Raw genomic sequence first — 15,185 nt, forward strand, 5'->3', positions numbered from 1 at the left:
GGACTAGTCGCTCTCTTCAGTGCGGGGCTCGGTGGACTCGCGGCCATCGGCCGAACCGACGGCCTGGCCGGGCTCTCCGGGCTCACGTCCGGCGGTGGCGAAGGCGGCCAGACCGGCGAAGGACGCGTCCGGCGGTACGGCGACGACGGCACGCTCCCCGGTCCGCTCGGCCGGCTGGTGCCGGTCCGCCTCGCCTCGCTTGCTCCGACGCCGGGGCAGCCCGCCCGGCGTCGTGTCGACGTCATCGCCGACGGGCTCGGCCACGGCTTCGGCGGGGGCCGCTTCACGGGCCGGTGCGGTCACGGCGGCCTGCGCCGTGGGAGCGGCCGGGGCCTGGGTCTGCGGGGTCGCGGGGAGCGGGCTGAAGTACTTGTGCGGGACCACGACGACCACCGAGGTGCCGAGCCAGGGCGAGTCCGCGAAGGTGACACGGATGCCGTAGCGGCGGGCAAGCGCACCGACGACGCGCAGGCCGATGTTGGCGTCCTCCGAGATACCGCCGAGGCCCGGACCGGCCTCGGTACCGGTGAGGGCCTGCTCGGCCTCGAGCTTCTTCTCCTCGCTCAGGCCCTTGCCGGAGTCCTGGATCTCGATGCCGACGCCGTTCGGGACCTCCTTGCCGGAGACGAGGACGGGTTCGGTGGGCGGCGAGTAGCGGGCCGCGTTGTCCAGGAGGTGCGCGAAGATCAGCGTCAGGTGGTCCACCAGGCCGCCGTCTACGCCGAGTTCGGGCAGATGGCGTACGTCGACGCGGTGGAAGTCCTTGATCCGGCCGATGCCGCCACGCACCACGCTCAGCAGCCGCTGCGGCTCCTGCCACTGCCGGCCGGGCCGGTCCGAACCGCCGAGCACGCCGATGCTGGCGGCGAGGCAGTCGGCGGGGCCGATCTCCTGGTCGAGTTCCATCAGGCCGCGCGCCACGGCCGGCAACCTGCCGTGCTCGCCCTGCAGTTCGTGCAGCCGGCCGCGCAGTTTGCTGGTCAGGACGTGGATGCGGTTGCCGATGCTGATCACGGCGTGCTCGGCGGAGGTCGAGCGGTCGAATTCCCGCTCGACGCCGATCAGCGCGGTCCGCAGCAGCTTGCGCAGTTCGGCCTGGAGGTCGGCGCCGACCTTGGCGCACTGGGCGACGGTCGGCAGGATGTCGTCGATGGCCTCACCGGAGCGCAGCCGGTCCAGGGACTCGGGCAGTTGCTCGTCGGCGAGCCGGGCGACCGCGGCGAGCTGGTGCGCCAGCTGCTCCTGCCAGACCGTGGCCTGGTCGGCGAGCTGTGCCTCGTACGACGTGATCTGGTCCGCGATCCGGGCCTCGTACGCCTCCGCCTGCTCGGCCAGCCGCGCCTCGTAGCCGTCCCGCAGCTCGCCGAGCCGGGCCTCATAGGCGCCGGCCTGGTCCGCGAACTGCGCCTCCTGGGAGGCGCGTTCGGCGGAGTACTTCCGCTCCAGGCCCGCGACATGCTGCTGCCACTGCTGAGAGTGCTCGGCCTGTGTGGTGCGGAAGGAGCTCTCCGCGCGGCGCAGTTGGGCGCGGGTGCGGAGCAGCAGGCGTACGCACACGGAACTCGCCGCCGTCGCCGCGACACCGGCGACAGCCACGGTTATTCGCTCGGAGCTCATGAACGTGGCGGCAACCGTCCCGCCTCCCAGGGACAGCGGCATCAGCCACCAGCTGTACCAGGTGACAGGGGCCCGCGCCGCCGGCGGCGGAGTGGCGAGTTCCATCTGCATCCTTCGAGCAACACGTCGAACAACGGGGGGGTGTGCAGGGGCGCCGCACTCATGAGTACGCACCGCGAGACGACGGATCGTGACCGCGTCAACTCGCAGCGCCGATGGGGAGCTTATCGGGTCCTCACCCGAAAGGATCAACCTCACGGCCTCCCGGAAGTGAGGATTCCGTCACTCTCCGACAGCAGGCGTTTCCTGGACAGGCGTCCAGCTATAGTGAACAGGCGTCCAGAAAATTGAGGTGGGGCATGGAGACTGTCGCGAGCGTGCTGGTCGGACTGGTGGCCGCGTTGCACGCGTACATCCTGGTGTTGGAGATGTTCCTGTGGCAGAAGAAGCCAGGCAGGTCCTTCCATGGCTTCGACCGTGAGATGGCGCGGGCGACCGCGCCGATGGCTGCCAACCAGGGGCTCTACAACGGGTTTCTCGCGGCCGGTCTGGTGTGGGGGCTGATCGCCGCGGATCCGACCGGGTTCAGGGCGCAGGTGTTCTTCCTGTCCTGCGTCGTGGTCGCGGGTGTGTACGGCGCGGTCACCGCGAACATCCGCATCCTGGTCGCGCAGGCACTGCCCGGCGCGCTCGCCCTGGCCGCCGTCCTCGTCGCGCAGTGACCCGCGGCGCACCCGAGGATCCCCGGGCCGCCCGCACCAGGGCGCGGCTGCGCGAGGCGCTGCTCGCGGAGTGCGCCGAGCGGCCGTTGGCGGAGGTCGGGGTCGCCGCGCTGGTACGCCGGGCCGGTGTCGGCCGGGCCACGTTCTACGTCCACTACGCCGACCTGGAGGCGCTGGCCGTGGACGCCTGCGCGGATGTCGTACGGGACGCCGTGGATGCGCTGCACGCCTGGCGGGGCCGCCCCAATCCGGTCCACGCCCCTACCGCGCTGCTGGAGTTCTTCGCAGGCCTCGCCCCGCATGCGGCCCTGTACCGCGCCCTGTTGACCCCGGGCGGCGGCGGCCCGCTCGGCCGCGTCCTCCACCGGGACCTACGGGCCCGCAGCCTGACCGAGCGCCACCTCGCAGGCGCAGCGGACGCCCCCCTGGTCGCGTCCGCGGTCTCCGCGACCTTCGCCGGAGTCCTGGCCGACTGGCTGCACGGGCTCCTCGAAGGGCCTCCCGAGCAAGTCGCCGACCAGGTCTGGCAGTTGCTGGTCGCCCTGCACGCCAGCCGATGAAGGTCTGGCGTCGGCAACGGATCAGTGCGCCGCCTGGAATGTCCGCCGGTACGCCTGCGGTGAGACGCCGATCGCGGCGTGCAGGTGCTGGCGTAGGGAGGCTCCGGTTGCGAAGCCGACGTGGGCGGCGATCTGGTCGACGGGCAGGTCGCTGGCCTCCAGGAGATGCCGGGCTCTGGCGACGCGCTGCTGGATCAGCCAGCGGCCGGGGCTGAGGCCGACCTCGTCGTGGAAGCGGCGGGCGAAGGTGCGCAGGCTCATGCGGGCGTGGGCGGCGAGGTCGGCCAGCGTGAGCGGCTCGTCGAGGTGTTCCAGGGCCCAGGCGCGGGTGGCGGAGGTGCTCGCGGCCCCGGCCTCCGGGACCGGCTGCTCGATGTACTGCGCCTGGCCGCCGTCCCGGAACGGCGGGACCACGCAGCGGCGGGCGACCGTGTTGGCCAGTTCGCTGCCGTGGTCCTTGCGCACGAGATGCAGGCAGACGTCGACACCGGAGGCGGCCCCGGCCGAGGTGAGGATCCGGTCGTCGTCCACGAACAGCACGTCCGGGTCGAGCGCGAGGTGCGGGAACATGCGCCGGAAGGTGTCGGCGAGGTGCCAGTGCGTGGCCGCCGTCCGGCCGTCGAGCAGTCCGGCCGCGGCGAGCACGAACGCGCCGGTGCAGATGGAGACGATGCGCGCCTCCGGCCGGATCAGCGCGAGTGCCGCCGCCACCTCGTCGGGGAGTTCCGCGGTCACGAGGGACGGTGAGACCGGCGCGACGATCACGGTGCCGGCGGTGGCCAGCACCTCGGGACCGTGCTCCACGGTGATCGAGAAGTCCGCGTTGGTGCGGACCGGACGCCCGTCGACGGTGCAGGTCAGCACCTCGTACCGGCCGTCCGCCGCACCGAGGATCCGGCTGGGGATGCCGAGTTCGAAGGGATAGACGCCGTCGAGGGCCAGGACCACCACCCGCTCCACATGTCGCATGGCACGATCCTATCGAAGGGTGGCCATCATGCCATTGTCCCGAGGGGCGGTCCCCGGCAGGCTGGACGACCATGAGCACTGTGAACACGATGCGAGCCATCAGCCAGGACGTCCTCGGCGGTCCCGAGGTCCTCAAGGAAGTTCAGATCGAGCGGCCCGTGCCGCGGACCAACGAGGTACTGATCCGGGTACGCGCCGCCGGCATCAACCCGACCGACTGGAAGCACCGCGCCACCGGCGGTTTCCTGGGCGAGCCGCCCTTCGTCCTCGGCTGGGACGTCTCCGGCACGGTCGAGGCGGTGGGGATCGGCGTCGCCCGCTTCCAGCCCGGCGACGAGGTCTTCGGCATGCTGTCGTACCCCTTCGGCCACGGCTCGCACGCCGAGTACGTCGCCGCCCCGGCGCGCTGGTTCGCGCACAAGCCGGCCTCGCTCGACCACACGCAGGCGGGCGCGCTGCCCCTGGTGTCCCTGACCGCCTGGCAGGCACTCGTCGAGTACGCGGACGTGCGGGCCGGGCAGCGGGTGCTGATCCACGCGGCGGCCGGCGGGGTCGGGCACGTGGCCGTGCAGATCGCCAAGGCGCGGGGCGCGTATGTGATCGGCACGGCGAGCGCGGGCAAGCACGAGTTCCTGCGCGGGATCGGCGTGGACGAGGCGGTCGACTACCGGGAGACGGACTTCGCCGAGGCCGTGAAGGACGTCGACGTCGTCCTGGACACGATCGGCGGCGACACCTCGACGCGCTCGCTGCGTGTGCTGCGCCCGGGCGGGATCGTCGTGTCGATCCTGCCCGTGGGTTCGGACGACTTCCACGAGGAGGCCGAGCGGCTCGGTGTCCGGTCGCTGCGGATGCTCGTGGACGCCTCGTACAGCGGTCTGAAGGCGATCACGGAGCTGGTGGAGGCGGGGAAGCTGCGCCCCGTGATCGCCGGTACCTTCCCGCTGGCCGATGCCGCCGAGGCACACAGGCTCGGCGACACCGGCCGGACCACGGGGAAGCTGGTCCTGCTGGTCGACTGACGTCGCTCAGAACGTGAGCACGGGCTTGATCGTCTTGCCCGCCCTCATGTCGCGCACCGCCTGGTCGATGTCGGCGAACGGGTACGTGCTGATCAGGCGGTGCAGCGGGAGGCGGCCCTCCTTCACCATGCGGACCAGCGCCGGGATGAGGGTCTGTGTCTCGCTGTCACCAAGGGTGAGGCCGACGATCTGCTTGCCCCCGAGCAGCCCGTTCACGTCCAGCGACACCTCCGTGCCGAACGGCGGGGCGCCGACGACCACCAGGGTGCCGCGGGCGGCGAGCGCGTCGACGCCCTGACGCAGCACGGCGACGCTGCCGGTGGTCTCGACGATACCGTCGGCGCCCTGGCCCCCCGTCAGCGACGCGATCGCCTCGCCGAGGTCGGCCTCGCCGGCGTTGACGGTGTGAGTGGCGCCCAACTCCTTGGCCAGGGACAGTCGTTCGCCGACCTTGTCGACCGCGATGATCGTGGTGGCCGGAGTCAGGGCGGCGGCCATCACCGCGGACAGGCCGACGGCTCCTGCGCCGAGGACGACGACCGTGCTGCCGGTGACCGGCTTCAGGACGTTCCAGACGGCCCCCACTCCGGTCTGCACACCGCAGCCCAGGGGTGCGATGGAGTCCAGCGGTACGTCCGCGTCGACCTTGACGAGGCTGCGCTCGTCCGCCAAGGCGCGCTCGGCGAAGGAGGACTGGCCGAAGAAGTGGCCGCCGAGCGGTTCGCCGCCCCGGCTCACGGTGCTGCTGCCGTCCGCCCGCCGGCCCCCGATGAGGTTCAGCGGCAGCCAGGTCGCGCAGTACGCGGGGTGCCCTCCCCGGCAGTTGCGGCAGCCGCCGCAGGAAGTGAAGGACAGCAGGACGTGGTCACCGGGAGCAACCCCGGTGACGGCGGAACCGACGGCCTCGACGACCCCGGCCCCCTCGTGTCCCAGAACTCCCGGGAGCGGGAAGGGCAGTCCGCCGCTCGCGACGCCGAGGTCGGTGTGACACAGACCGGTCGCCACCATGCGGACGAGCGCCTCGTGCGGGCCGGGCTCGTCGAGGACCACGTCGGAGAGGGTGAAGGGTGCGCCGCCGGACTCGACGACCGCGGCGCGGGTGGTGATGGACATCGCAGGAACTCCTTGAAGGCGGCGCTCAGTCGAGCGAGACGACGACGGACTTGACCTTGGTGTAGGCGGTGAGCGCCTCGGGGCCGTACTCGCGGCCGAACCCGGAGTCCTTGACACCGCCGAAGGGGACCGCGGGGTCGAGCATCGCCCAGTCGTTGACCCAGACGATGCCGGCCTGGAGCCGGTCGGCGACGCGGTGCGCGCGGGCCAGGTTGCCGGTCTGGATGCCCGAAGCCAGGCCGTACGGCGTGGAGTTGGCAAGCTCGACGGCCTCGTCCTCGGTGTCGAAGGGCTGCACCGTGAGGACCGGGCCGAAGACCTCCTCCTGGACGACGCGGGAGTCGTTCGGCAGGTCGGCGATCACCGTGGGCTTGTAGTAGTAGCCGCCGTCCAGGTCGAGCCGCTCGCCGCCGCAGACGATGCGACCGCCCTCCTTGCGGGCCAGGTCGACGTACTCCTCGACCTTCGCCAGGTGCTTCGGCCCCGCCATCGGCCCGACGACGGTCTCGGGATCGCGGGGGTCGCCCACCGGGACGCCGGGGACGGCCTGGGCGAGGATGCCCAGCAGGGTGTTGTGGACGGAGCGGGCCACCAGCAGGCGCGGGCCGCCCATGCAGAACTGACCGGTGTTGAAGACAAAGGCCTTGATGACCGCGCCGACCGCCTTCTCCAGGTCGGCGTCCTCGAAGACGATGTGGGCCGCGTTGCCGCCGAGTTCCATGGTGACCGGCTTGAGTGCCTCGCCCGCAGCGCTCGCCACGTGCCGGCCGACGGTCGTGGAGCCCGTGAAGGCGACCTTGTCCACGCCGGGGTGGCGCAGCAGTGCCTCGCCGGCCACCGGGCCGCTGCCGGTCACGACGTTGACCACGCCGTCCGGGACGCCCGCCTCCTGGAGCAGCTTGGCCATGTACAGGGCGCTGAGCGGGGTCTCGTCGGCCGGCTTGTGGACCACCGTGTTGCCGGCCGCGAGGGCGGGGCCGAGCTTCGAACCGGCCAGGATCAGCGGGAAGTTGAAGGGCGTGATGGCCGCGACCACGCCGAGCGGCTCGCGCCGCGTGTAGGCGAGGGCATTCATGGGGGTGTCGCGGTTGGCGCCGTGCAGGGAGTGGGCGAGGGCCGCGTAGTGCTCGTAGTCGTTGGCCGCGTTGGTGATGTCGACCGCGTGGCACAGGGTGATCGGCTTGCCGACGTCGAGGCTCTCGAGCCGGGCGAGTTCGTCGGCGTTCTCACGGATCAGCTCGGCGACGCGGTGCAGGATCCGGCCCCGTTCCCGGCCGCTCAGACCGGACCAGGAACCCTCGTCGAAGGCCTCCCGGGCGGCGCGTACGGCGGCGTCCACATCGGCGGCGCCTGCCTCCGCGACGGTGGTGACGACCGTGCCCCGGGACGGGTCGACCACCTCGGTGCGCGCTCCGTCGGCGGCATCGCGCCACTGCCCCCCGATGAACAGCCGTCCGGGTTCGATCTCGAAGGTGGTCATCGCCACTCCTCAGCTCCATTGCCAAGATTTCAACCAACAGGATTCCTGTTGGTGCGTCGTCTGGTTCGCAGTCTCTTTACAGACAGGTTTCCTGTCAATGCTCTAGGCTCGATCTCATGGTCGGCACCCAGGCAACCAAGGCACCCCCGTCCCTGCTGTACATGGTCAAGCAGGTGGAGCTCGTCGTGCGCTCACACCTGGACGAGCTCGTCAAGCCGTCCGGGATCACCGCTCTCCAGTACACCGCGCTCACCGTCCTGGAGCGACACGACGGACTGTCGGCGGCGCAGCTGGCCCGCGACTCGTTCGTCACCGCCCAGTCCATCGCCGACCTGGTCCGCTCCCTGGAGAACCGCGGCCTGGTCCGCCGGGAACGCAACCCGCGCAATCGGCGCGAGCTGCTGATCCTGCTGACCGACGCCGCCCGGGAGCTGCTCGAGCGGCATGCCGGGCCGGTGCGGGAGCTGGAGGAGCGGATGGTGCGCGATCTCACGGCACACCAGACCGAGCAGTTCCGGCAAGCGCTCTCCCGGGCCTGGCACGCGCTGTCGTAACGCTGGAGCGCGACACGAAGACATATGTCAATCGAACTTGCGCAGATTCGCTCGATCGGGGGTAACTTGCTGGGCGGGAAAAGGAATTGCCGCCCAGGGAACCGGTTGGAGGCGACGTCGTCGTGCCGCAGGAACCCGCACCTCTCACGCGGTATCTGCGTATCCGGCAGGACCGCGGCTTCACGGTGCTCGAGTTTCGCGGCGAGATCGACATCGCGGCGTCCGTGGAGATCATCCCGCTCCTCGACCGGGCGACCACCGGAGCAGGCCCCCGGGTCGTGCTCGACCTCAGCGGGGTCGAGTTCTTCGACTGCTCCGGGCTGCGCCTCCTCTACCGGGCCAGGAGCAGGGTGCACGACCGCGACGGACAGCTCCATCTCGTGTGCACGCATCCGCTGACGCTGCGCGTCCTCCGGGTGACCGGACTGGCCCGGCTGCTGCCTCCGGCGCCGACGCTGGACGCGGCCCTGGGCCAGCCCGAGGCCACGTCCGGTCAGGTCTGACGGCGACCGTGTCTGCCGCGTCCCTCGCTATTCGCTCCGCGGCGCGTCGAACAGGGCGCTGACCGACTCACCGTTGTGAATGCGGCGCACGGCCTCGGCGAGGGCGGGGGCGATGGACAGGATCCGCAGCTTGTCCGTGTGCTCCTCGGCGGGCACCGGCACGGTGTTGGTGCATACGATCTCGTCCACGTCGGGCTGCTCGCTGAGCCGCTTGAGCGCACCGGCCGCGAACAGGCCGTGCGTACAGGCGACCTTGATCGACCGCGGCCCCAACTCCCGCAGCCGGTCGAGGAGTTCGAGCACGGTGCTGCCCTTGGCGATCTCGTCGTCCAGCACGATGACATCGCGCCCGGCGACATCGCCGATGACGGAGCTGATACTGACCCGGTCGTCCGCGTACCGCTGCTTGGCGCCGGCCGCGACCCCGGCGCCGATCAGCCGGGCGAAGGCCGCCGCCTCCTTGGCGTTGCCGAGGTCCGGTGAGACGACGGTGGTGCGGGTCAGGTCGTACTGCCGGAAGTGCGCGGCCAGCTCGCGCAGTGCGTGCAGGTGGTCGACGGGCACCGAGAAGAAGCCGTGGACCTGCGGCGAGTGGAGCGTCATGGCGAGGACCCGGCTGGCGCCGGCGGCGACCATCAGGTCCGCGACCAGCCGTCCGCCCATGGAGATACGGGGCGCGTCCTTCTTGTCGGAGCGGGCGTAGGCGTAGTGCGGCATGACGACGGTGATCCGGCGGGCGGACGCGCCACGGGCCGCGTCGCACATCATCAGCAGCTCGACCAGGTGCTCCTGGACGGGGGTGACCAGCGGCTGGACGAGAAAGACATCCCGCTCACGGCAGTTGGCCTGGAGCTGCACCTCCAGACAGTCGTTGGCGAACCGGCTGACCCGGATCGGGTTGAGCGGCACGCCGAGATGCCGGCAGACCTCCGCCGCCAGTTCGGGGTGGGCGCTACCGCTGAACACGGCGATGTCTCGCACGTCCGCTCCTCGCATGATCATTCCGGGCTGCCGCCCTCATGCTACTGACCACGGAAATCCCGGTGCGGACCGCATCTCGGACCGAGAACTGCGCCTTGGGTACCGCGTGCGCGGGTGCGCGCCTCCGTCAACTGGCGTGGTTGCCCAACAACCCTGTCTGACACGGATTTTGGAGGGCATTCGGTCAGGGAGGAAGGGAGGACCGTCGCCATGACGACTTCCATCAAGCGCTTACCCAGGCGCATGCCCGGCTGGGCGAAGCTGGTGACCGCCGTCGTACTGGTGCTCGCCGTGATGTTCGCCGGGATCCGGCTGAGTCTGCTCCCGGGCCTGAAGGACTTCTTCGGTACGGAGACCCACGACCGCTCGGGCCCCGCACTGCTGGAGTCCATTCAGGACATCAGCCGTTACGACGCCGCCTCCGGCAACTTCCAGGTCGTCGTGGACCTGGAGAAGGACGCCAAGTACCTTCCCGACGCGATCCGCGGCACCCGCACGCTGTACGTCGGCGCGGGCACCGTGGACGCCTACGTCGACCTCGGACAGGTCGGCAAGCAGGACGTGACGGTCAACGAGGACCGTACGTCCGCCACGCTCCGGCTGCCGCACGCGGCACTGGGCGAACCGGCCCTCGACCCCGAGCGCTCCTACGCCGTCTCCAAGCAGCGCGGTCTGCTCGACCGGCTCGGCGACCTCTTCTCCGACAACCCGAACAGCGAACAGGCCGTGCAGAAGCTCGCGTCGCGGCACATCGGCGACGCCGCCAAGGGCAGCGGGCTGACCAAGCGCGCCGAGTCCAACACCACCGACATGCTCGAAGGACTGCTGCACTCCCTCGGCTTCAAGGAGGTGGAGGTCTCGTACGGGTCGGGGCCGAAGAACGGCGCCTGATCAGGCGAGGATCCCCGGCAGGGCGAGCGCCGCGAGCAGTGCGGCGCCGACCAGCATCCATGCCACGTAGTCGCCGACGTGCCCGGACTGCAGACGCCGCAGCGGCAGTGCCCACTCCGGTGCGGCGAGCAGCCCGGGACGGGTGACGGCGACGGCCGCGAGGCCCGCCGCCAGAAGCGTCGAGAGGAGACCGAGCAGCACGCCGACCGGGGTCCAGTGCACGGAGACATGCGCACCGCCGGACCCGGCCTCGTTCACGGAGTGCGCCACGACGTCACCGAATCCGGGGGCCACGCCGACGGTCAGCGCTCCGGCGAGCAGCAGCGCGGGCACGGCCGTCATCGTGTCGGGGACCCGGCTCAGCCGCTGCCCGGTCTCCGGCTCCTCGCCGGAGCCGGTCGTCTCGTACTCGGCGCCGTCCTCGGGATGAGGGCCGAGCCCGAGGAACACCCTCGCGCCGACCCGCAGCACCGCTCCGGCGGTCACCGCGGTCGCCGCGACATAGAGCATGGTCAGCGGGCCGCCCACAGCCTCCTCCGTGACGGCCTTGCCGAACGCCGTACCGAAGGGCGGCAGGCCGGCTAGGGCCACGGCCCCCGTCGCGAACAGCACGGCGACGCCCCGCAGTTGCCGGGCCCGTCCGTGCAGGGCGTGTTCGTCGACGCTGCCGTAGCGGTCGAGCAGGATGCCCGCGCAAGCGAAGAGAGAGGCCTTCACCCCGGCGTGGCCGAGCATGTACAGCGCGACCCCGTCGTCCGCCTTGGGCGTCAGAACTCCGATGCCGATGAGGAACAGCCCCATGTGGGCGACGGTCGAGTAGGCGAGCAGCCGCTTGATGTGCCGTTGGTACCAGCACATGACGGCGCCGATCACGGCCGTCACCGCCCCCAGCGTCACCAGGACCTGCTCCAGGTCGGCCGCGGGAACCCCGCCGGGTCCGGCGAAGACCGTGCCGTACACCCGCCAGACACCGTACGCGCCGAGCTCCACCATGACGCCCGACAGCAGCATGCACACCGGCGTGGGCGCGACGGCGTGCGCGTCCGGGAGCCAGAAGTGGAAGGGCACGGCGGCGGCCTTCACCAGCAGACCGGTCAGCACGAGGACGAACGCGGCGAGCACCAGCGCGTCGGGCCCGCCGTGCGCGTCGATCCCCCGCCCGATCCGCGTCATGGCCAGCTCGCCGGTACGGCCGTACAGCAGCGCGATGCCCATCAGCATCGCGTACGCGCCGAGCGAGGTGACGACCGCGAAGGTCAGCGCGCCCTGCACGGCCTTCGCCTCCTCGACCCGGTGCCCGGTCAGCGCGTACGCGACCACGCTCATCAGCTCGAAGAACACGAACGCGTTGAACAGGTCGCCCGCGACGGCGAAGCCGCACATGCCCGCCTGGAAGAGCAGCATGAGGCCGGGGAACGACCCGGCGTGGCGGCGCGGCGGTTCGTCGAAGTAGTGCCAGGAGTACGCCAGGGCCGCGAGCGTCAGCAGCGAGGCGAGCGCGGCCATCCCGAGCCCGGGCCCGTCGCCGGTCAGCACGATGCCGACGCTCACCCCGTCCTTCGGCCGCCAGCCGCCGACCCATTCGACGTGCGGCGGCGAGGAGTTGAGAAGCAGCACGATCGCGAGTCCCGCCGTGCCGGCGGAAACGGCGCAGCCCACGGACTCGGCGGCGACCCGGGGCAGCCGGCGTCCGCCCGCGACCAGCAGCGCGGCGCCGAGGACGGGTACGGCGACGAGCAGCGGCAGCAGGTCGTTCATCAGCCGCGCAGCTCGGAGAGCTCGTCGGGGTCGACCGTGCCGTGCCGTTTGGAGATCTGCACGACGAGCGCGAGCAGCAGCGCGGTGACGGTCGCGCCGACCACGACGTCGGTCAGGGCCAGCGCCTGGACGACGGGGTCGACGACCGGCCGTGCACCGGGCCGTACGTCGGAGAAGACGGGCGCGGTGGCGTCGTCGCGGTAGCCGACGGCCAGCAGAAGGACGTAGGTGGCGGACTGGCACACGGTCAGACAGCCGACGGCGTGGATCAGATTGCGGCTGGTGGCCAGGCCGTAGCAGCCGGCCAGGAAGACCCACATGGCGATCAGGTAGGGCAGTACGTCCATCACTTCCCGCTCTCCTCCTCGATCTCGACGGCCTGGTCCAGGAAGCGGGCGAGCAGGACGACGACCGCGCAGGCCACCTCCATGCCGATGGCCGCGTTCAGCAACGGGACCGTGCCTCCGGAGGACAGTGTGTTGAACGTGCCGTACGGCAGCGTGTTCGCCAGGAAGGCCGTGCCGCCGATCAGGGCCGCGAGGCCGGTGACGACGTAGGCGGAGACGGCGAGCGCGTCGCCGACCTCGTACAGGCCCACCGGACGGACACGCTCCAGGGCGCGGTAGTCGGCGCCCAGGTAGAGCAGGTGCAGGGCGGTCGCGGCGACGACGCCGCCCTGGAAGCCGCCGCCGGGGGTGAGCTGCCCGTGGGCGATGACGTACAGGCCGGTGAGCAGGGCGACGGGCAGCACCACGAGGGCGTAGCGGCGTACGGGGAGGGCGACTTCGGCGGGCTCGGGGCGGGCGCGGTGCTCGTCGCGGGTCTGGCGCAGCAGCACGACGCAGCCCAGGACGGCCGCGAACAGGATGCTCATCTCGCCGAGGGTGTCGAAGGCGCGCTGGTCGAAGTTGACGGACGACACGGTGTTGGCGGCGTCCCGGGCGAGCGCCTCGCGCACGGCACGGTCGCCGTAAGGATGCCGGTCGCCGCCGAAGCGGGGCAGGTCCAGACAGGCGGCGACCAGCAGGACGGCGAGGCCGGCGCCGGCCGCGAGGACGAGCCACAGTCGGGTGCGGGGGCTCATCGGTCGCGTCCCTTGGGCCGTTTGACCTTGCGGACGGTGAGCAGCAGCAACAGCGGAGTGAGCGCGGATCCGACGGCGAGCTGCGACAGGGCCACGTCGGGTGCCTGGAGCACGGTGAACAGGACGGCGAGGACGACACCGAGGACGGCCAGCACGAGGGCCTGGCGCACCGGGTCGCGGACGGCGACGGCGATGGTCGCGGTCGCGGCGACCAGCAGCAGGGCGATGACGATGACCGCGTCAGCCACGGCGGGCTCCACCGAATCCGCCGGACAGCGCGTGGGAGGCGACGACGTTCCCGCCGATCAGCAGCGCGCCGGTCACCAGCAGCTTGACCATGGCGCGGCTCGGTCCTACGGCCACGCACAGCACCAGTACGACCACCGCGCCGACGCCCGCCGCCACCCACGTCACGCTCCAGGCTCTCGGCGGATCGGCGGTCAGCTCGTCGGCGAGCAGCCGGGCGAAGACCAGCGTGCCGACGGGGCCGAGCAGGGCGAGGACCAGGGCGACATCGACGTAGGACGGGCGGTCGTAGGCCTGGGAGAGCAGGAGGAGGGCCGGGCAGGCGAACGCGGTGGCCAGGTTCTGCGCCACGACCGCGCGCCGCAGCGGTCCGGTGGCGACGCCCCAGAGGGTGGCTCCGACGCCGCCCGCGAGGACGACGGCCGCCGCCGACATCCAGCCGTTCACCGTCCTGCCACCGCCCTGCGCGCGGCTCGTGCGGCGAGGGCGGCCACCGCCGCGGCGCCCGCGCCGACAGCGAGTTCCAGGGCGTCCACGGTGCTGACGAGGACCAGCCACAGCACGGAGAGCGCCGCCCACCACGCCAGGATCTCGGCGGTGGCGAGAAGTGTCGTACGCCGGTTCATGCGCCACACCTCCCGAGCTTCGACCGCCGACCGACGCGGCGATACGTCCGGTTACGCCGCTTTCGCGCCATCCAAGCACCGTGTCCGCCATGCGCTGTGACGGCGCGCGGGTCTCCGCCCGGAGTGCCCCTGCAGCACGCGGGGAAACCGGCGGCCCGGGATCGCGCGGCGGCATCTTCGGCCGGTTCGCGGGTAACCGCCCTACGACAAGGGGAAGTTGAAGACTGGAGGACCGCATGGCCCGTACAGCCTCACGATCCCGTGCCGGGTTACGGCTCCGCTCAGCCACGTCCGCGTCCGTGGGGGTACCCAAGGGGAAGCGGGCGTCCAAGACGAAGCGGGAGCCGAAGCCCGAGGAGCCGTCCCCGTCCAAGCGCGGCCCCAAGGCGGCCTGGATTCCCAAGCTCAAGCGGGCATCCAAGGCGGCCGGGGCCGCGAAGACCAAGCAGGCTCCAAAAACCCAACAGGCCCCGAAGTCCAAGCCGGCGCCGCGGTCCGCCCCTCGGGGACGCGATCCTCTTCGCCTCCTCGCGCGGCTGCTGGCGGTGCTGTGCGCGTTCGTGCTCATGGTGGCGTTCGCGGTCATGCTCGCCCGGCTGACCCTGCAGCCCTCCCCCGCGTCGGAGGCGCTGACGCACACCAACCTGCGGCCGGGCCGCTCCCTCAAGGCCTATCTCGACCAGCCGGAGCTACGTGACGCCGTGAAGCAGATCGGCGGCAACCTGCTGCTCGGCATCCCGTTCGGCATCCTGGCCCCCGTCGTCGCCCCGCGCACCCGCGGGCCGCTGCGCATCCTCCTGCTGACCGCGAGCGTGATGCTGCTGGTGGAGCTGGTGCAGGGCCTGATGGTCGCCGGGCGCGCCTTCGACATCGACGACGTCATCCTCAACACCACGGGCGCGCTGATCGGTTACTTCCTCCTGGGGCGGCGTATGAGCCGTGCCGTGCACGCCCGGGAGCGTCGCTCCTAGCCGCCGGCGCGACACCGGAACGACACGGTGCCGCGCCGGGCAATTTTTGGTCCATACCAAGGTATTGACGCCCTGTTATCTCACTCCT

18 protein-coding genes are annotated in these 15,185 nt (G+C 71.4%); 7 read left to right on the top strand and 11 right to left on the bottom strand.

Translation table 11 applies throughout. The annotated features are described in order from the left end of the window. Nucleotides 1–3: 3 nt before the first annotated feature. Nucleotides 4–1,722, bottom strand: a complete 1,719-nt coding sequence (locus tag AB0I98_RS18105) for an ATP-binding protein (RefSeq protein ID WP_362942363.1) — start codon at nucleotides 1,720–1,722, stop codon at nucleotides 4–6. A 254-nt stretch (nucleotides 1,723–1,976) separates the two neighbouring features. On the opposite strand from AB0I98_RS18105, the gene AB0I98_RS18110 reads away from it, so the two are divergent. Together AB0I98_RS18110 and AB0I98_RS18115 are read left to right on the top strand one after the other, a co-directional pair. After that, nucleotides 1,977–2,339, top strand: a complete 363-nt coding sequence (locus tag AB0I98_RS18110) for a DUF1304 domain-containing protein (RefSeq protein WP_362942366.1) — start codon at nucleotides 1,977–1,979, stop codon at nucleotides 2,337–2,339. Beyond that, the gene (locus tag AB0I98_RS18115; RefSeq protein WP_362942369.1) at nucleotides 2,336–2,899 is read left to right on the top strand and encodes a TetR/AcrR family transcriptional regulator; all 564 of its coding nucleotides are present in this window, start codon (nucleotides 2,336–2,338) and stop codon (nucleotides 2,897–2,899) included. The genes AB0I98_RS18110 and AB0I98_RS18115 overlap by 4 nt, the downstream gene beginning before the upstream one ends. A gap of 21 nt (nucleotides 2,900–2,920) precedes the next feature. On the opposite strand, the gene AB0I98_RS18120 is transcribed toward AB0I98_RS18115, so the two are convergent. Further along, a complete protein-coding gene (locus tag AB0I98_RS18120; protein ID WP_362942372.1) occupies nucleotides 2,921–3,868 on the bottom strand; it encodes a helix-turn-helix domain-containing protein in 948 nt (315 codons plus the stop codon). A gap of 71 nt (nucleotides 3,869–3,939) precedes the next feature. Here AB0I98_RS18120 and AB0I98_RS18125 point away from each other — a divergent pair, with 71 nt between their 5' ends. After that, nucleotides 3,940–4,890 carry an NADP-dependent oxidoreductase gene (locus AB0I98_RS18125; RefSeq protein WP_362942375.1) on the top strand — a complete coding sequence of 317 codons (951 nt, stop codon included), beginning with the start codon at nucleotides 3,940–3,942 and terminating at the stop codon, nucleotides 4,888–4,890. Nucleotides 4,891–4,896: 6 nt separating this feature from the next. Here the strand turns inward: AB0I98_RS18125 and AB0I98_RS18130 are convergent, their stop codons facing one another. Both AB0I98_RS18130 and AB0I98_RS18135 read right to left on the bottom strand, forming a co-directional pair. Then, entirely contained in the window at nucleotides 4,897–6,003 is a 1,107-nt protein-coding gene (locus tag AB0I98_RS18130; protein ID WP_362942378.1) for an NAD(P)-dependent alcohol dehydrogenase, read from the bottom strand. A gap of 25 nt (nucleotides 6,004–6,028) precedes the next feature. Next, a complete protein-coding gene (locus AB0I98_RS18135) occupies nucleotides 6,029–7,483 on the bottom strand; it encodes an aldehyde dehydrogenase family protein (RefSeq protein WP_362942381.1) in 1,455 nt (484 codons plus the stop codon). A gap of 116 nt (nucleotides 7,484–7,599) precedes the next feature. On the opposite strand from AB0I98_RS18135, the gene AB0I98_RS18140 reads away from it, so the two are divergent. Both AB0I98_RS18140 and AB0I98_RS18145 read left to right on the top strand, forming a co-directional pair. Continuing rightward, nucleotides 7,600–8,037, top strand: a complete 438-nt coding sequence (locus AB0I98_RS18140; RefSeq protein WP_362942384.1) for a MarR family transcriptional regulator — start codon at nucleotides 7,600–7,602, stop codon at nucleotides 8,035–8,037. Nucleotides 8,038–8,159: 122 nt separating this feature from the next. Then, nucleotides 8,160–8,540, top strand: a complete 381-nt coding sequence (locus tag AB0I98_RS18145) for an anti-sigma factor antagonist (protein WP_362942387.1) — start codon at nucleotides 8,160–8,162, stop codon at nucleotides 8,538–8,540. A gap of 27 nt (nucleotides 8,541–8,567) precedes the next feature. Here the strand turns inward: AB0I98_RS18145 and AB0I98_RS18150 are convergent, their stop codons facing one another. Continuing rightward, a complete protein-coding gene (locus tag AB0I98_RS18150; RefSeq protein ID WP_362942389.1) occupies nucleotides 8,568–9,521 on the bottom strand; it encodes a ribose-phosphate pyrophosphokinase in 954 nt (317 codons plus the stop codon). A gap of 210 nt (nucleotides 9,522–9,731) precedes the next feature. Between AB0I98_RS18150 and AB0I98_RS18155 the strand changes: the two genes are divergently transcribed. Beyond that, complete coding sequence (locus tag AB0I98_RS18155) at nucleotides 9,732–10,412, top strand: DUF4230 domain-containing protein (protein WP_362942392.1); 681 nt, start codon at nucleotides 9,732–9,734, stop codon at nucleotides 10,410–10,412. Here AB0I98_RS18155 and AB0I98_RS18160 read toward each other — a convergent pair whose 3' ends face one another. Genes AB0I98_RS18160 through AB0I98_RS18185 form a run of 6 tightly spaced genes read right to left on the bottom strand, consistent with a single transcriptional unit; the run spans nucleotide 10,413 to nucleotide 14,126 of the window. Continuing rightward, a complete protein-coding gene (locus AB0I98_RS18160; protein WP_362942395.1) occupies nucleotides 10,413–12,170 on the bottom strand; it encodes a complex I subunit 5 family protein in 1,758 nt (585 codons plus the stop codon). Beyond that, nucleotides 12,170–12,517, bottom strand: a complete 348-nt coding sequence (locus tag AB0I98_RS18165) for a cation:proton antiporter subunit C (protein WP_362942398.1) — start codon at nucleotides 12,515–12,517, stop codon at nucleotides 12,170–12,172. The genes AB0I98_RS18160 and AB0I98_RS18165 overlap by 1 nt, the downstream gene beginning before the upstream one ends. After that, on the bottom strand, nucleotides 12,517–13,254 hold the full coding sequence (locus AB0I98_RS18170; RefSeq protein ID WP_362942401.1) for an MnhB domain-containing protein: 738 nt from the start codon (nucleotides 13,252–13,254) through the stop codon (nucleotides 12,517–12,519). Before AB0I98_RS18170 ends, AB0I98_RS18165 begins: the two co-directional genes overlap by 1 nt. Next, on the bottom strand, nucleotides 13,251–13,502 hold the full coding sequence (locus AB0I98_RS18175; RefSeq protein ID WP_362942404.1) for a hydrogenase subunit MbhD domain-containing protein: 252 nt from the start codon (nucleotides 13,500–13,502) through the stop codon (nucleotides 13,251–13,253). The genes AB0I98_RS18170 and AB0I98_RS18175 overlap by 4 nt, the downstream gene beginning before the upstream one ends. Further along, nucleotides 13,495–13,947: an MrpF/PhaF family protein gene (locus AB0I98_RS18180; RefSeq protein ID WP_362942407.1), complete on the bottom strand. Its 453-nt coding sequence runs from the start codon at nucleotides 13,945–13,947 to the stop codon at nucleotides 13,495–13,497. The genes AB0I98_RS18175 and AB0I98_RS18180 overlap by 8 nt, the downstream gene beginning before the upstream one ends. After that, nucleotides 13,944–14,126, bottom strand: a complete 183-nt coding sequence (locus tag AB0I98_RS18185; RefSeq protein ID WP_301986386.1) for a hypothetical protein — start codon at nucleotides 14,124–14,126, stop codon at nucleotides 13,944–13,946. Before AB0I98_RS18185 ends, AB0I98_RS18180 begins: the two co-directional genes overlap by 4 nt. Nucleotides 14,127–14,521: 395 nt before the next feature. Between AB0I98_RS18185 and AB0I98_RS18190 the strand changes: the two genes are divergently transcribed. Continuing rightward, on the top strand, nucleotides 14,522–15,097 hold the full coding sequence (locus AB0I98_RS18190; RefSeq protein WP_362942598.1) for a VanZ family protein: 576 nt from the start codon (nucleotides 14,522–14,524) through the stop codon (nucleotides 15,095–15,097). The last annotated feature ends 88 nt before the right edge of the window (nucleotides 15,098–15,185 follow it).

Origin of the sequence: Streptomyces sp. NPDC050211 (genome assembly GCF_040656035.1) — a bacterium.
In the GTDB taxonomy this organism is placed as follows: domain Bacteria; phylum Actinomycetota; class Actinomycetes; order Streptomycetales; family Streptomycetaceae; genus Streptomyces.

Coding starts and splice junctions, on each gene's coding strand:
- AB0I98_RS18155 (WP_362942392.1), top strand. CDS start 9,732: ATGACGACTTCCATCAAGCGCTTACCCAGGCGCATGCCCGGCTGGGCG.
- AB0I98_RS18105 (WP_362942363.1), bottom strand. CDS start 1,722: ATGGAACTCGCCACTCCGCCGCCGGCGGCGCGGGCCCCTGTCACCTGG.
- AB0I98_RS18135 (WP_362942381.1), bottom strand. CDS start 7,483: ATGACCACCTTCGAGATCGAACCCGGACGGCTGTTCATCGGGGGGCAG.
- AB0I98_RS18160 (WP_362942395.1), bottom strand. CDS start 12,170: ATGAACGACCTGCTGCCGCTGCTCGTCGCCGTACCCGTCCTCGGCGCC.
- AB0I98_RS18110 (WP_362942366.1), top strand. CDS start 1,977: ATGGAGACTGTCGCGAGCGTGCTGGTCGGACTGGTGGCCGCGTTGCAC.
- AB0I98_RS18185 (WP_301986386.1), bottom strand. CDS start 14,126: ATGAACCGGCGTACGACACTTCTCGCCACCGCCGAGATCCTGGCGTGG.
- AB0I98_RS18125 (WP_362942375.1), top strand. CDS start 3,940: ATGAGCACTGTGAACACGATGCGAGCCATCAGCCAGGACGTCCTCGGC.
- AB0I98_RS18140 (WP_362942384.1), top strand. CDS start 7,600: ATGGTCGGCACCCAGGCAACCAAGGCACCCCCGTCCCTGCTGTACATG.
- AB0I98_RS18130 (WP_362942378.1), bottom strand. CDS start 6,003: ATGTCCATCACCACCCGCGCCGCGGTCGTCGAGTCCGGCGGCGCACCC.
- AB0I98_RS18165 (WP_362942398.1), bottom strand. CDS start 12,517: ATGGACGTACTGCCCTACCTGATCGCCATGTGGGTCTTCCTGGCCGGC.
- AB0I98_RS18120 (WP_362942372.1), bottom strand. CDS start 3,868: ATGCGACATGTGGAGCGGGTGGTGGTCCTGGCCCTCGACGGCGTCTAT.
- AB0I98_RS18170 (WP_362942401.1), bottom strand. CDS start 13,254: ATGAGCCCCCGCACCCGACTGTGGCTCGTCCTCGCGGCCGGCGCCGGC.